14 protein-coding genes are annotated in these 15821 nt (G+C 35.3%); 5 read left to right on the forward strand and 9 right to left on the reverse strand.

Translation table 11 applies throughout. From position 1 onward, the window contains the following. Positions 1 to 70: 70 nt before the first annotated feature. Positions 71 to 2992: a TrlF family AAA-like ATPase gene (locus ACDZ28_RS17565; protein WP_076303847.1), complete on the forward strand. Its 2922-nt coding sequence runs from the start codon at positions 71 to 73 to the stop codon at positions 2990 to 2992. Here ACDZ28_RS17565 and ACDZ28_RS17570 read toward each other — a convergent pair. Further along, positions 2989 to 3168, reverse strand: coding sequence for a hypothetical protein (locus ACDZ28_RS17570; protein ID WP_076303848.1), 180 nt, complete (start codon positions 3166 to 3168; stop codon positions 2989 to 2991). The genes ACDZ28_RS17565 and ACDZ28_RS17570 overlap by 4 nt on opposite strands. 134 nt (positions 3169 to 3302) lie before the next feature. Next, positions 3303 to 4763 (reverse strand): recombinase family protein, encoded by a 1461-nt coding sequence (locus ACDZ28_RS17575; RefSeq protein WP_076303849.1) that lies wholly within the window; start codon positions 4761 to 4763, stop codon positions 3303 to 3305. A gap of 115 nt (positions 4764 to 4878) precedes the next feature. Here ACDZ28_RS17575 and ACDZ28_RS17580 point away from each other — a divergent pair, with 115 nt between their 5' ends. Next, the gene (locus ACDZ28_RS17580) at positions 4879 to 5121 is read left to right on the forward strand and encodes a hypothetical protein (protein ID WP_076303850.1); all 243 of its coding nucleotides are present in this window, start codon (positions 4879 to 4881) and stop codon (positions 5119 to 5121) included. Between the two features lie 155 nt (positions 5122 to 5276). On the opposite strand, the gene ACDZ28_RS17585 is transcribed toward ACDZ28_RS17580, so the two are convergent. Further along, positions 5277 to 5621 carry a helix-turn-helix domain-containing protein gene (locus ACDZ28_RS17585; protein WP_081391803.1) on the reverse strand — a complete coding sequence of 115 codons (345 nt, stop codon included), beginning with the start codon at positions 5619 to 5621 and terminating at the stop codon, positions 5277 to 5279. Positions 5622 to 5665: 44 nt separating this feature from the next. On the opposite strand from ACDZ28_RS17585, the gene ACDZ28_RS17590 reads away from it, so the two are divergent. Together ACDZ28_RS17590 and ACDZ28_RS17595 are read left to right on the forward strand one after the other, a co-directional pair. Next, positions 5666 to 5821, forward strand: a complete 156-nt coding sequence (locus tag ACDZ28_RS17590; RefSeq protein ID WP_179088141.1) for a hypothetical protein — start codon at positions 5666 to 5668, stop codon at positions 5819 to 5821. Between the two features lie 571 nt (positions 5822 to 6392). After that, a complete protein-coding gene (locus ACDZ28_RS17595; protein ID WP_375102372.1) occupies positions 6393 to 6959 on the forward strand; it encodes a hypothetical protein in 567 nt (188 codons plus the stop codon). A 486-nt stretch (positions 6960 to 7445) separates the two neighbouring features. Here the strand turns inward: ACDZ28_RS17595 and ACDZ28_RS17600 are convergent, their stop codons facing one another. From ACDZ28_RS17600 to ACDZ28_RS17615, 4 genes are all read right to left on the reverse strand, one after another. Then, positions 7446 to 9011: a recombinase family protein gene (locus tag ACDZ28_RS17600; RefSeq protein ID WP_076303853.1), complete on the reverse strand. Its 1566-nt coding sequence runs from the start codon at positions 9009 to 9011 to the stop codon at positions 7446 to 7448. Further along, entirely contained in the window at positions 8998 to 10491 is a 1494-nt protein-coding gene (locus ACDZ28_RS17605; RefSeq protein WP_375102373.1) for a recombinase family protein, read from the reverse strand. Before ACDZ28_RS17605 ends, ACDZ28_RS17600 begins: the two co-directional genes overlap by 14 nt. Next, positions 10488 to 10688 (reverse strand): hypothetical protein, encoded by a 201-nt coding sequence (locus ACDZ28_RS17610; protein ID WP_076303855.1) that lies wholly within the window; start codon positions 10686 to 10688, stop codon positions 10488 to 10490. The genes ACDZ28_RS17605 and ACDZ28_RS17610 overlap by 4 nt, the downstream gene beginning before the upstream one ends. A gap of 190 nt (positions 10689 to 10878) precedes the next feature. Beyond that, the gene (locus ACDZ28_RS17615) at positions 10879 to 11634 is read right to left on the reverse strand and encodes a hypothetical protein (RefSeq protein WP_076303856.1); all 756 of its coding nucleotides are present in this window, start codon (positions 11632 to 11634) and stop codon (positions 10879 to 10881) included. Positions 11635 to 12183: 549 nt separating this feature from the next. Between ACDZ28_RS17615 and ACDZ28_RS17620 the strand changes: the two genes are divergently transcribed. Further along, on the forward strand, positions 12184 to 15018 hold the full coding sequence (locus ACDZ28_RS17620) for a DUF4116 domain-containing protein (protein WP_375102374.1): 2835 nt from the start codon (positions 12184 to 12186) through the stop codon (positions 15016 to 15018). A gap of 91 nt (positions 15019 to 15109) precedes the next feature. Here the strand turns inward: ACDZ28_RS17620 and ACDZ28_RS17625 are convergent, their stop codons facing one another. Further along, positions 15110 to 15433 carry a hypothetical protein gene (locus ACDZ28_RS17625; protein WP_375102375.1) on the reverse strand — a complete coding sequence of 108 codons (324 nt, stop codon included), beginning with the start codon at positions 15431 to 15433 and terminating at the stop codon, positions 15110 to 15112. Next, the gene (locus tag ACDZ28_RS17630; RefSeq protein WP_375102376.1) at positions 15423 to 15725 is read right to left on the reverse strand and encodes a hypothetical protein; all 303 of its coding nucleotides are present in this window, start codon (positions 15723 to 15725) and stop codon (positions 15423 to 15425) included. Before ACDZ28_RS17630 ends, ACDZ28_RS17625 begins: the two co-directional genes overlap by 11 nt. Between the last annotated feature and the right edge of the window lie 96 nt (positions 15726 to 15821).

Genomic DNA, 15821 nt, shown 5'->3' on the forward strand with positions numbered 1-15821 from the left:
TAATAATTGTGATTTCAATGTGATTTATTGAGGAAAATAGGAGGAATATGACATTCTAAGTCGAATTTAAGTGTATCAAAAATATTTGGAAGATAGTGGGGATAATATGAAGGAATATTTGTTTCCTAAGGGATCTGAGTGGAGAAAATGGGATTTACATGTGCATACACCTGCCTCATTTCATTGGAGAGGCCAGAGATTTGCATCGATGACTCCCGAAGAAAAAAAAGAGTCATTTAAAACTATGCTTAACACTATCAATAATTCGGATGTTTCAGTCTTTGGGATTATGGATTATTGGACGTTTGATGGTTATTTAGAATTTATGAAGGTGGTTGAAAATGAAGGTTGGGAACTTAAAAAGACGGTACTTCCTGGGATGGAACTTAGGATTGAATCTCCCACAAATTATAGATTAAATATTCATGTTATTCTGTCAGATCAACTGACTGAACAACAATTAATTGATTTTAAGTCTCATTTAAAATTGGGGCTTGTAGATAGGCAGATCTCAGACGAGGCGATGATATCTCTATCAGATCGTTTAGGTGCGGATAAGAAAAAAACGCTTGGTTTTAAAGAGCCAGATAACATGAATGCTATTGATAAATTGAAATTTGGTTCGATGGTAGCAGAGGTAACAAAAGAGTCTTTTGTAGCAGCTATGAAGAGCCTCCCACAGAATCAAGGTTATGTTCTGCTCCCTTACGATACAAGTGATGGGTTAAGTAAATTAGATTGGGAAAAGTTCCCTGTATCTGATACTATTTTTTTGGGGCTAGCTCATATATTTGAGACTAGAAAACAAGCAACAATAGACCTGTTTATTGGTAAACAGACCCCTGAGAATCTAGACTTTATTGATGAATTTCAAGCTGCATTGGATAACATTCACAAACCAGGTATTGCGGGAAGCGATGCTCATGCTTACTCGGAATATGGAATTTACCCAAGTGATAAGATGACCTGGATAAAAGCCGATCCTAATTTCAATGGTTTGAGGCAGATTATTCATGAACCAGAAACTCGGGTGTGTATTTCACAAAATAAACCTAATCAGAAAACATCATATTTAGTAATTGATAAAGTTAAATTTTCAGATAACCGACAGCTAAAAGAATTCAGTGATGCTTGGATTGAACTTAATGATGGACTTAATGTAATAATAGGTGGTAAATCCTCAGGAAAGTCTCTTTTACTACATTGTATTGCAAAGGCTATTGATCCCAAACAAGTCATTGATAAAACAGGTAGTAAGGTATACGATTTTGAAAATGATACGAATTTTAATTTTGATGTTCAATGGCTTGATAGTTCTACGAATTATTTGAAAGAAGATCTTGAGAAAAAAGCAATGCATCAAATTACTTACATACCGCAGTTATACATTCATCAATTGGCAGATGAAAAAGGTCATGAAAATCTGAGAGAATTAATTTTAAACATCCTGCTACAAAACAGTGCTTTTGGTGAGTTCTACCAAGATCGCATGGAGAAAATTTCTACCCATTTTTCAGATATTGATAAAGAGATTATTTCATTATTTAATACACAATCAGACAAGTACAATATATCCGAGCAAATAAAAAAGTTGGGGGACAAATTCAACATCACTTCTGAAATACAGAAGATTGAAGCTGAAATTACACAACTAAGAATAAGTTCAGGCTTTTCTGAACAAGAGGCATTAGAATATAATGCACTAATAACTAAAAGAAATGAAAATGAAAAGGAATTAAATCGATTAAATTCTTTGAAAAAAGCAATGCAAGATTTCGAAAAAGAGGTTTTAAATGTTACGGACAGTTACATAAAAGGATTATTACATCAAATTGAGTTATTCAGAAATCAATTTATCAATGATGAGAAAAGTAGTATTTATGCAAATACAGTAGCTAATGGATTAGCGGCTAAAGCAACTCCTATGGTTAAAGAAGTGAAGGCATCTGTCACATTTGAGGAAATAAATTCTTTAATCTTAAGTTCTAATGAAGACAAAGAGAAAATAAATTTAGCACTATTACCGTATAGCGAAAAATTTGCAAATAGGCATCGTTTAGAAACTCTTCAGAAAAGTCTGGAAGAACAGAATAAACTTTTAAATGATATATACGAACATGAAAAGTTATTATCGATTGCAACAGAAAAGTATAACCAACAAATTAGAAATATAGTTCAAGAATTCACTTTGATGTTGGAGGTATATGCGAATGTAAATGAAGAACTAAATAAGCCACAATATAATAAAATATCAGATGATATGAAATTAAACTCGAAAATTTGTTTTGACAATAAGAAGTTTTTTAAACAATTTACAGATCTGTTTAATAGACAGAAAAAGCTGCATAGGTTACTTTCAGAATGTTTCAATGAGAATGATGAATTTATATTTGATTCATTGGAAAATCATATTAATAGAGTAAGGCTTCTCTTTAAGAATATTATGCTAAACGAAGAGTTCAAACTTAAAAATGCTTATGAATTAAAAACTGTGGTTTTAGCTTTATTTTCAGATTACTATTACTTCGATTTCAACTTAATACAAAAGAATGATGAATTTATGCACATGTCACCAGGGAAAAGAGGATTAGTTTTATTACAATTATTCTTACATCTGAGTAATTCAACACACCCTATCTTAATTGATCAGCCAGAGGATAATCTTGATAACAGAACAATTTACACTGAATTAAACGAATTCGTGAAGAGTAAGAAAGTGAATCGACAGATAATTATAGTGACTCATAATGCAAACCTTGTTGTTCTTACTGATGCGGAGCAAGTGATAGTTGCTAATCAAGCTGGACAACAAGCAGAAAGAGAGAATGAAAAATATAGATTCGAATATGTCTCAGGTTCATTAGAATGTTCCTTTACCAATGAAGAGGCTCAAAGTATTCTTTTAAAGAAGGGTATTAAGGAACATGTTTGTGAAATATTAGAGGGTGGTCAGGAAGCTTTTGAAAAAAGAGAAAGAAAATATGCCTTTTAATACTTATTATCCCCTTGATCGCTATCAAGGGTTTTTTCTTTGTTTATTTGCATTAATCGATCTATCATTTGTTCCTTGCAATAATCATGAGTTCCAAACATGCCTAAATCATGTATTAGAAGTTCAAAATTATTCTTTGGACCAATTCCTTCGTGGCAATAATCACAATAAGCCATAAGGTTTACCTCCTTAGTTTGGTTGTAACTTCCATTATTATCATGTGCTTGAATCTTTAGACGATATATGTGGTATACAACTATAATATTCTATTACCCTCATTGTCGGACTATCCTTCGTTTAAACTGATTTCTTAAATAAATAGCAACTCTATATCCAACTCCCCCTCTCCCAAAACCGTAACCTTAGAAACCAAAGTCCGAAGCAACGCTTTAGCATCCTCAACAGGCATCGCATAAATCGCATCAAGCACCGTCTTAATCTTGCTCTCAATCATTTCCTTCAGTTCTTCCGCTTGAATCTTTTCTCTCTGTTCATCTGAACTTTGATTTTCTTGAATAATCCGTTCCATCCGTTGCTTCTCCTCGTTAAGATCCTGCAGTTCAATTAAGCCAGCAGTATAGGCTTCCACCTTTCTTTTGTAACGATTTTTAGCTGCTGTAATTTGCTGATCTCCACGGCTGCTTTGGCTGCTACGGGCTTTCTCTACGAGATGAGGAACCAATTCAAGGCTAAGCGAATCAGATAAACCTGCTAACCCATCCAGAAACCAGGACTCCACCTCGTCAGCTTTATACTGCTTACTTGTACATGTGCCTTTGTTCTTATTAGCGGAACAGCGGTAAACACGGTAACGTCTGTCTCGCGATCCTGACCAGCCAATGCTCATTCCTGAGCCGCAGTTTCCACATTTCAAAATGCCTCCGAGAAGATGAGGGCTGGTCTGAGCACGAGGAGCTATGGTTGGTCTATTCATTTTGGTCTGAACTCTCTCCCATGTGTTCTTATCGACAATCGCGGGTAGGCTATCGTCAATTACTATCCAATCTTTATCGTCTTTGACGGTTCGTTTTTTCTTGCTTGAGTCAACACGATTCCATACAAAGGTACCTTTATAAACAGGATTGGTTAGCAGCAACTTAACGGAACGAATCGACCATTCTTTATTGTGCCTAGAAGGGATACCTTCTTCGTTCAGTTGCCTAGCAATAGCAAAGAATCCTAGACCCTGATTGAGGTATAGATCATACATTTGACGCACATTCTTAGCCTCAGGTTCTTGGATGACAAGTACTTTTTCTTCCAAGCGATATCCGTAAGGACTCTGGGTCAGCCATTTGCCCTGATTGGCAGCATGAAACATGTTGTCCAGAACACGTTCGCGAATACGCTCACGTTCAAATTCTGCAACGGCGCCGAGTACTTGTAGAGTTAGGCGGCCCGATGGTGTATTTGTATCGAATGACTCACTGATAGATATAAACGCAACTTGATACTGCTGGAACATATCGATGAGTGTTAGCAAATCGAGCAATCGACGGCTCATTCGATCCAATTTAGTGACCATGACTTTTGAAACTTCACCGTTCTCTATGTATGTCATCAGCCGTTTAAGCTGAGGGCGGTCTGTGCTTTTTGCGGAATAGCCATCGTCAATGAACAACAGGACTTCATCTGACCATCCCATGGCCTTGCAATAGGCCTTAAGGCGCTCCTGTTGCTCATCCAGGGAAACACCCTCGCGGGCTTGCTCATCGGTGGATACGCGGCAATAAATTGCTACAAAACGGCTTGAGGTGCTTTCGACATTCATTGGCGGTTCCTCCTGATAGGCTGGTCCTTTATTCTATGCGGCAAAAATTAGTTTTACGATTATAGGGTTGTCCGTGCCTTTTCTCTACATAGGTTGTATTAAAGGGGGCGGCACGATGGACCTGAAGATCCGTTTTATTGTCAATACTCCTAACGAGCAAATATGCTTTGGCAATCTTAAGGAAATCGATCATTCCGAAACATTAGAAAAGTTAGCAGAACACTTTGCTTCTTGGGAGAAGACGCTAAAAGAGCGAGCCGCCGAACATATTCTTTCTGAAACCGTTGGCCCAGAACAAGCGAGTGGGTATCGAATTAGCTTTCTTCATAAAGAAAAGAGTCTACCCGAAGTGGGATAGACTCTCCTTCTGAACAAGAATTTTATCTTTATCACAGCAAAAGGGGAGTCGACCTGATGAAGGTTAGACTCCCCTTTTGTTTGATCTATATTCACATGAATAAATATTTGTTCATTTCGATGAATAGATTTTTATGAAGATGCACATATTACCAACTACAGACAGTTAGTGGAGTAATGTGTAAGAAAAACTTCTGCTCCTTCTTCCACACATCGAAGTAAGTATTCAACAGCATCAGGTTTATACTCTTGCAATGCAAAGAGAAGTTCATATACCCGTTCAAGCCGTAGTCGCAGTTCATCGTTGTTGTCGGTAGGATATGGAACAAGAGTAAGGTCGTTTTGTAGATGCTCCAAAATACTAAGTGTTATGTTTTGGGTTTTTCCCGTTTCTAGGTTAGAAAGATATCCTGAAGATACACCGAGCTCGTTAGCATAGGCATTAAGACTAATCCCTCTTTGAGTGCGAATTTGACGGATTTGTTTACCGATTTCCTGCATCACATAGCCTCCTATAAATCAATTACTAGAAAGGAATTGAGTTCATGAAAAAAAAGTACCAAGAGATTAAGGATGCCCAAATTCAGTCCGTAAAATACGTGAATGCTCCCGCAGCGGCTAAACAATATCACGATTTGTTTCTAGAGGTAGTTCAGCGGATTATTGATGAAGAAATAAACAAGAAAAGTGAGGAGTTCTAATTCTTCTTTATATTCAATTTACGACAAGATGAAGTGACAAATTGTCAGATGTATAGCAGTTATAATTAAATTACAGCAACACAAAACAGGAGGATGAATTGGTGCGAAAAATCGATAAAAAAAGTTTATATTCGCTATAATTTTTGTTTCATTGAGGTTCACAGGAATTGGGGTTTACGCGGCTAATCTAAATACTGAAACAAGCACTATTTATGCATGTCAAGGAAATGCAAACGGTTTACTAAGAGTCGTCTCGGTTTTAAAAACCCTCCAGTAAAAACAGTAACTCCTCAAGGAAATGTTCCCCTTTTTGCGACTATTGTTATGACAAGTTTTGATGATCTTTTACTTGAGCAACAAGTGATTTTTAGAATACTTATTAGAACGAGTGGTGGAGTTCCTACATTCATTAACTAAGACAGTGAGTTTTCATTTGTAGCAATTGGATCTGATGGATTAGCTAATCCAAATAATCCACTACCGCCGACGAGGTAGTGGATTATTCTGCTGTTAGATTCAAGAGTATTATTAGTTACGGAAGAAATTTTCTTGTAATGGAGGAGAAAAATATTTGAAAACACTATTTGAATTGGTTGAAATATATAATCGCAATCATGCTAGAAATGAAGACTGGAAGTTAAGTGATTTTAAAAATAGTCCTAAATCTCTTGAAGAACAAATTAAGGATGCTGTTTGGGGACGGGAATCACGAACAAATAGGGACAAACATCAGTTCAGAATCCCTAAAAAAACTTTAGAGGAAATGGTCGGAATACTTCAGGACCCAGCAATTGTTAATGAAATCAAAAGATGCAAAAGTTTTGATGATTTCTTCACAATTGTATACGAAAGTAGAATAAAAAATTTCGGTTCATTAGCAGTCTATGATACATCAGTAAGACTTGGCGCTATATTCGGATACTATCCAACGGTCGTTTATTTACACCAAGGGGCACTTGAGGGAGCCCATCAATTACTTGGTAAAGATTTAGTTGAGACAATATCTAAATATTTCTGTGGAAACTTAGACTATCCATATGTATCTAGAGATATCTTTCCAGAACCTTTAAACAAATTAGAACCGTATCATATAGAAAACTTCCTCTGTATTAATAAGAATAAGCTGAAAATGGAATGAGATTTGTACGTAAAGGGACATAGATCAAAGTAAGGTTGCCTTTGTTAAATAAATATGTAAAACTTGTGAGTTCGCTAACGTTTAGCGGACTCTTTTTTTGACATGAATATCGGCATTTAACGATTAAGGTCTTCACATATAGACTGAGACAGATGTAATATCATTTAGTTGTGAACTGAAACAATTGAACAGTTATAAAGATGAACATGTGAAAACTAAAGGAAAGAGTCTTTGAGCTCACTCCCCTAATTACCGAGAACTAGCGATTAATTGTAAAAAGTAACAACCTAATTACCGAGAAGACTTTTCATGATGGTTTTCTTTAGTTGGACAACCCTCAGTTCCCCCAATAGACAAGCCTATTTAAGACTTTTTCTAGGCCAGTAGGGGAGGAAAGGGATCCCTTTCCTCCCCTTGAAACCTAGAAAAAAAGAAAACTTGTCCCAATAACCGAGAACCCAGTAAATACGCGCAAAAAAAGCGGCTTTAGGTTATAAAGCCGCTTAGTAGTACAGGATTATCGTTTTCTAAATTAATACGTGCTGTTACATCATAGACAAGGTCAGAGCCAATTTCAATTCGTTCAAACAAATACAATACAAGTCTTCGAAGGCGAGGGTCAATTTCTCCATTGTACTCCAGTAAGATTGTATCCACCAGCAGACCTTTCATAAGTAGAAAATCAGATTCAACGTTCTCAATATAAGAAATCTTAAGTTTCTTCTCATTGATCAATTTTTGTGTATTATTAATTTTCTCCTTAAGTAAGATTCGATATCTTAAAAAGCTATTTTTTAATTCTTGTGGTTTGTTGGGATCTAAAGAATGTAATTCTGCTTCTGTTCGTCGTATCTGCAACGTAAATTCATCTATCATTATTTCAAGTTCTTTTATTTGTTGACTTAATTTATCAACCATTTGCTTTAGGTTGATAAGTATCTCCTCATGTATATCCTTATGTTGAGTAGAGAGGTATTTTATTAATACTGCGGACATTTCTTCTTCAATAAATTTTTCATGAACCTTATTCTTTTCGAGTCTAAGGCTGCATGCTTTATTCTCGCAATAGTAAATTGAGTTTCCATTTGGTTTACCGTGGTACTTGTTCTTCTGATTTTTGCATTTCAGAGGTGTTTTGCAATTTTTGCAAAACAGTATGTCACGCAGGAAGAATGGGGTCTTGAAATTTTTCGGAGATACATTACCTTTTCTTTTTGAGCGATATGTTTCATAACAATATTCCCACACTTCATAGCGAATAAATGGAGTTATTCTTTCACAGTATCCCATAATCCACTCTTCTTTGTCTGTAAGTTGTCTGTGATTGTTAGGATGAAAACGCTTTGCTGTTAGATATCCAGCATAAAATGGGTTTGTTATAATGAGTTTCACATCATCTTTAGTCCAATCTCGACCATGAAAACTTTTTTTCTCTAAAGACAAAGCTATTGACTGAAAGCCTTCTCCTTCTTGATACTTCCGAAATATGTCATCTACAATGTTTTTTTCATTTGGTAAGACCTTAAAGGTATACTCATCAGGTGAAAATTTATATCCGAAAGGAAGCTTACCACCACGATAAATACCTTCTTTAATCTTTTTATAGTGGTTATCTTCGGTACGCTGCCTAATGGCGTCGGCTTCATATTTACTATAACCGTCTTTCAATAGTTCTCCAAGAAGATCACCTGAGTTATACAAATCTCTAGTAGAACACATCACTACTGGGATTTTCTTGCTGTTGAAGATTCCTCTGATTCTTTGATGTTCCATAGCGTTTCTTGCTAGCCGAGTGTGATCATAAATTATTACAAAGTCAATATCAGCAGTTTCAAGGTAGGTCAATAACTCTGAAAGGCCTTTACGTTTTGACATATTTTTTTTTACAGCGGAAACGCCAATATCAACAAATTCTTTGATAATTTCACAGCCGAATTCTTTCGCTAATTCATTGGCCCAGTGAAGTTGGGTATCAATCGTTTGTTCTTCGGTTGAATGGCGACCATAAAATGCTCCTTTTTTTCCTGGCAGTAGGACATTATGAATATTCAATAAAAATTTCCTCCGATCCTTTAATGGGATGTTTCAAAAATAGTTTTATTCCTTCATGGGACGCATAGGCAGACATAATGATATTGTTTAGTAATATTAGACGTTCATTATGTGATAAATTCTTTAATGCATCGGTAAATTTAGTTTTATCTTTAAATGAGCTGATCTGTTCAGGCAACTGCTTAAGTTGTTCTATTGTAAGGTGTAACTGTTCCTTTTTACCCTTAACATGTTTAAGTTTAAGTTCTAAGGTCACCAGTTTATTTTCTAAACGTGTCTTTTCAAAAACATTATTTGTTCCCATTAATCTAGATACATTATGAATAATCTGAGTATTGAATAAATTAATGATCTGGTCGATTCTATTAGTTAACATTTTTATTTTATTTACATTTTCACTAAAAAATTTATTATAAAAATCCTCACCGTATTCAGATAAAAGAGAGAAAAAATGACAGCAACATTTATCGAGAATTTCCGATTCAACCTCATCACTTAGCAGTTTGACTTTATGTGATTTACATTCGTAAACTCCAACCCAAACCTTTTTTCGCATACGCATAATTGGTGTGAGTGGTTGTTTGCATTCATGGCATCTAATAAAGTTTTCAAGTAAAAAAGAACCGATTGGTCTCTTAGAGCGTGATTTTTTAGATTTTATATCTTTTAAAATTTCTTGTGCTCTGTACCACTTTTCCACGGATAGCAGTGCATAGTCTTTACTAGTATAGGTGTGAAGCTTTCCCTTGAAATTCATTTGACGGATACCCATATACATAGTGTTTGATATCATATCTTCTATCGCCTTCACCCCCCACTCTGGGTTGAATTTTTTGCTTTCTTTTAAGCGTAGTCGCTGAATATGATGTTTTTTTAAGTACAGTTTTAAATCGTTTAGTGTAGCGTGATTTTCACTTAACAATTCAGAATAAATAAATAAAATATCCTTCTTAGCTTCAGGTGGTACATAGATTTTGCCCGAATCTTTATCCACTAAATATCCATACGGAAGAATCCCTTTATGTTTTCCTTGTTCAAAGGAGGCAGATCTACCTTCACTTATTCGAAGTTTTATTTGTTCACCTTCATGCTGACAAAGACCAGCCATAATCACTTCATAAAACTCTCCCGTTTCATCGTACCTCATGGGAGCCTCATGCGAGGTCGTGAAGTGAACCTCAACGTTATATTTTTTCAATATTGAATAAATTTCCATATACTCTATTAGATTGCGAGCAAGCCTATCGCGTTTATAGATAATTAAAGTATTAAATCCGCCTTTTTTAATGCCATCGAGTATCTGGTTGAATTTACGATTTTTAAGGGGCGTAAGTTTAGCTGAGACAAATTCGTCGCTGATTTCTTTATCAATTAACAGCATCTTTTCAGAACAATACTGCATTGCATAGAATTCTTGTGTGGAAACAGAGTCTTCTTGTAACTCAGTTGAACTGCGATAATAAGCAACGGTTTGGGTCATATAGTTTCATCCTCATATAAGAGATTTTCTTCATATTCATTTATATGATCTTCTGAACACATTTTTGCTGATTTTTGGATTAGCCCATCTGTCAGAATTTCAACGTACAGTTCAAACCACTTTTGAGCTGCTTCAGGATCATGAACATAACTTATCGAACGGATTTTTAGTTTACTGTCAGTGATAGGTCTCTTCATAAAAAAATCTCCTTTTAAATGTGGGAAGTGATTACAGAATTTCACAAGTCATAATATGGTCTTTTATCACAGTCCTTATTCACATATGTGAATAACAATTTATATACGTGAACGAGACTTTGAGGGCGTATCGTTAATATAGTATGAAAACACAAAAACCAACCTTGGTAGGTTGGTTTTTGTGTTTTCATCAATCTATGGTATTTGATAAAGCCTTTGAGCTATCAACACTTAAGTTTTGCTGAGTTGGTATGAAGGAGAACTCTTCCTGAACAACCTTCTTAGTGGGGATATCCTTTTTTCTTTCCACAGAAGATTTGCGATTGTTCATATATTTCTCGATAATTTCTTGGTTGTGTTGAGCAATTAATTTTTGAACTTCTTTTTCATGGCGCAACGTTGTGAGCTCTAACGTATGTTTCACTCCTATAAGCTCTATGGATAACTGCTCAAATTCCGCTTGATTAAACTTCGCGCCTAAAATATTCTGTCTTTCGAGTTCAGACTGTAAGTGTAGTATCCTTTCTTTCTGAGATTTGGATAGTTCATCCAGTTGGTTCCACGATTTTTGGATCTCCAATAATTCACGGTTGACTTCTGATAATTCTCCTTTTAGCGTGTTTACTTGTTGTTCTAAATCATCTAAAAGGTTTTGTTTTTCCAAAGCGACTCTTGCAATCTCCGAAGAATTGTAGGTGTTTTCATCAATGATTTTTTTGATCAAGGATGAGAATATTTCATTGATACGTGAGGAATGATCTTGTAGTGATTCTAAATCACTTGAATATTTTTTTGCGCTTTCATGATGTTTGTACTTCTGGAATTCGTATAGAGACACTACGCTTTCAAACCATTCTTTGCTGGATAATCCTGATGCAGAGATCATGGAGAAGACTTTTTCTTTAATATCTGGGTTTACCTTAACTCCAAATGTTTCAGATGCCATCTTAACCTCCTCTAATAATGGTTAACGTTGGTTTACCTTGTAATTTAGGTTAACAAAGTTAATTTTAAAGCACCTGGTAAACCGTCCTTATTCGATTATATGGAGCAGTAGAGCGCATTATCACATTCAACAGTTAAGATGCGAATAGGAAGTGAATATAATAATTGTTATTACTAAGGGGGTGTGGTATGTGTGCAGTTAAAAGTCTTCTTCAAGCACATTGAAAAGGAAAAGAAAATTGATGAAATTATTGGGGAATTGGTGGATGATACAATAAGAGTGGTACTCTCTAAGTATTCTGATATTAGCTATACTAGGGGGAATTGGAAGGGGAAATAACTATATATTAGATTATATAAATAGGTTCTTGAACATTGAGTTCAAGAGCCTCTGTCTGGGGTGAACGAGTGTTTCTCTGAGCATAGAGGATTTAGAACTCAATATGCAGAAAGTTAATTCATAACCTAATTGTGAGGGACTTCATTTAATTATCGTATAAGTTATGTCTAAAATGAGTGAAATTATATACAACAGGAGGTGTAATATAAAATGTCAAATTTGGTTGTCAGAAACAATGAAGAGGATATTCTCTCGGAAATTCGAAAAGATGGTTTTTATATTGAGAGAGTAGAAAAAACACCAGAAAGATGTATCCTTGCGGTTCAGCAGACAGGCTTTGCCTTACAGGCAATTCCTAAATCTATGCATACTCCTGAATTATGCTTAGAGGCTGTGAAACAGACGGGTAGGGCGATTTTCTATATTTCGGAAGACCTAATGAATATGGAAATCTGTATAGAAGCTGTTAAAAATGACGGAACAGCCTTATTGTATGTACCAAAGGAATTTCGTAATAGTGAATTATATCTAGAAGCGGTAAGACAAAACGGACTAATTCTTCGCCGTATTCCTAAGGAAGAACGATCAGAGGACTTTAGTGCAGTAGCTATTTCACAAAATGGTAGAGCACTACAATATGTTCCAGACACACTTATTTCAAAAGAAATTATCGAGAAAGCTGTTGAGCAGAATGGTTTGGCTTTAGAGTTTGTGCCAGATAGTCGTAAAAGTGAAACATTATGTGCGCAAGCAGTTGATAACAATGCATTAGCATTAGAATATGTGCCAGATCATTTTAAATCAGAAGAGCTTTGTGAATTGGCGGTACATAGAAATTGGCGATCCTATTTGTACGTAGAGGAAAGTATGTACTCGTTACAAGCGTGTGTACTCTTTTTAGAAAGCCTTAATCATAAATATTTCGATCCCGCAGAAATGTCATCTAGTGATCGTACATATATCAGGGCAATTGTTAGACGCTTTCCAGAAAAAATTAACAAAGATCCACAAATCATTGAATTGGAACGACAATTAGAGGTACGAACAATAAACCTGAAATTTTACAAAAAGAAAAGCAAGAAATTTATAGTAAAAGAACAAATCCACTACAGAGAAAAAAGTGAAACAGTAGAGTTTGAATCTTTTGCACATTTCTATGAATATGTAGGCGGAGATTTAGAAAACGCGAATTTATATGATTGTGATTTTTTGGATGTCAATCTGTCCGACTTTAACATAGAAGGAGCTTTGGTTCGCAATGATGTCTTGCTGGCGCAACAGATTTATGATGACTCATTTTATCATGCCGCATTCAGAGAGTATGATGAAGATTTTGGTGTCATACTATCTGCTAAAAATGAGGTTGTTAAAGCTAGTGCAATTTTGCATGATTCCGATATTGATATTACTCTGAATGATGACAGAAGAAAGATTTACTATGTAAGCGACATACACATTAATCATAAACTTATTAGAAAATTTCCAAAGCGTGCAACAAAGCAAGAAGTAGTATGGTTTATTAGGAAATTAGTACGTCAAATGGTAAATACGGCTACACAGAAATCTTCGGCTGATTACTTGTTGCTAGCAGGGGATGTCTCTTTTAATTATGAAGTCTCAGCTATTTTTTATGAGGAATTGGTGAAGCTATGGAATCCGAGTCATATTGTAGTGGTGCTCGGAAATCATGAATTATGGGACTTTAACCGAAATGGTAAACCAGATGATTATAGCAAGAGTTTAGAAGATATTGTTTATAAATATCGGGAGCTATTCTCTACGCTTCATATCTGTTTTTTACATAACGAGTTATTAATACTGAATGATGGGCAGCAGGTAGTGATTAAAGAAGAAGAACTATTAACATTACCCGCAGAAACACTAAAGGAAATTTGCTTGAAAAGTTCACTTAACATCTTCGGAGGATTGGGTTTTTCAGGATATAGTTCAACTTTTAATGCAACGAATGGAATCTACAGAAATACGATTACCTCTTTGGCAGAGGATATTGAGCAAACCAAACGTTTTGAAAAAATCTATACAATATTAAATAACGCTATAAGTATCAAGCAGATTATTGTTCTAACCCATAACCCAAAAGAAGACTGGAATAGAGAAGACTACAATTCTCATTGGATATATGTAAGCGGTCATACGCATCGAAATGAGTATTGTTGTTCTGAAGATCGTACAGTATATGCAGATAATCAAATTGGATATAAGGGTCTAAAGGCTGGATTGAAGTATTTTGCACTATCTGGAAAATGTGATGTTTTTCTGTATTATCCAGATGGGATTCATACTATTACACGGGAGCAATATATCGATTTCAACAGGGTTTTAGGGATCAATATGACCTTTAATAGAACAAACGGTAATATCTGCATGCTCAAAAGATCTGGTATTTATTGTTTCATATTTGAAAATGACAAGAATAGAAAATTGAGTTTATTGAACGGAGGTGCAATAAAATCATTAGAATATAGTGGCATAGAGTATTATTTTGAAAGGATGATCTATTATTCTGATGCTGTTAAGTTAATATTCGCGGATTATTACAAAGCACTAAATTCAATATCGAATAGCATAAAAGCATTTGGTGGGTCTGGCGATATCCATGGCTGTATTGTTGATATTGATTTCTTTAATCATGTATATTTAGACCCTAAAGACGGAACAGTGAAGCCATATTATGCTGAATCCATAATTGACAAGTATGAATACAAAAATATTAAAGCTTTATTGAAAGCAAAACGGCCTGATTTACATAACAATTACGAAAAACTTCTAAAAGCTGGCGCAGAAACGACTTTGCAGTTGAGGGAGGATCTGAATGCTAAAAGCATAGAAATATCGCAGTATGTGCCAGAGACTTTAATGTATGGACCCTCCAAAATAATGAGGTCTCTGCAATATTTAAAGGATGTTAATGTTATACGATATTGGAATGATGAAGTGATAGAATTTTTTGAAAAAGGTAATCATGAGTTAGATAAAAATTCAGCCAGCAGACCTTATGTAGCGTTGCCAGAACATAATAATTAGTGTTTATTATGACAATATGCCGTCTCAAATGACAAAAGATAGCCTAACCCATACATAATTACTTGTGGGTTAGGCTATTCTTCACTAAGGTTTATTCTTCATCAGGATCAATTCCCCAGAAAATATAGTGCGACAACCCCGTATTCGCAAAGTAACAAGCATCCACATACACCGTACGAAGAACCTCGTCAATCCTGTAAATAATAATTACATTACCAATCAATGTCCAATAATATCCGTTAAACTCAAAACCAGGAAAATCAGATATACCATCGGCTTTATATTTCGGCTCATCAGCTAGAACAGCTCTGGAGCGCTTGAAAACATTCATTGGATCAATTTTCAATTTTTCCATACGTGCCAATGTCACTCTTGCATATGTGGTCCAGAGTACCTTATAGGCATTATTTTTCATTTCTGACCTCATTCAGTAACTTGGCGAACTCTTCTTCGCTGTCACTATAGGTGGAAATTCCATCTTTATGATCCTTCTGGGCTTGACGAAGTTGGTACAGAACGTCTTCATCTTTGAAAATAACTGAGGTCATTCTCTTCTTTTGTTCATCCGTGAAAGTAGGCTGTTCATCTTTCCTTTGTAGCGAAACGTTGAATCCAAAGTTCTCTTCAATTAATTGAACTAGATCTTTTAGTTCAACATAAGATTTGTTTCTAAAGCTTTGCTCCAATTGTTCTTTGGAAATGGACATTCGAATCACCTACCTTTTTTGTCATTATATCATAAGGAATGTTCTCAGCTAAAGTTGATATAAGTTTACATATTGATAATAAGGATACCTTCTTCA

Source organism: Paenibacillus sp. RS8, assembly GCF_041956825.1.
Taxonomy (GTDB): domain Bacteria; phylum Bacillota; class Bacilli; order Paenibacillales; family Paenibacillaceae; genus Paenibacillus_AQ.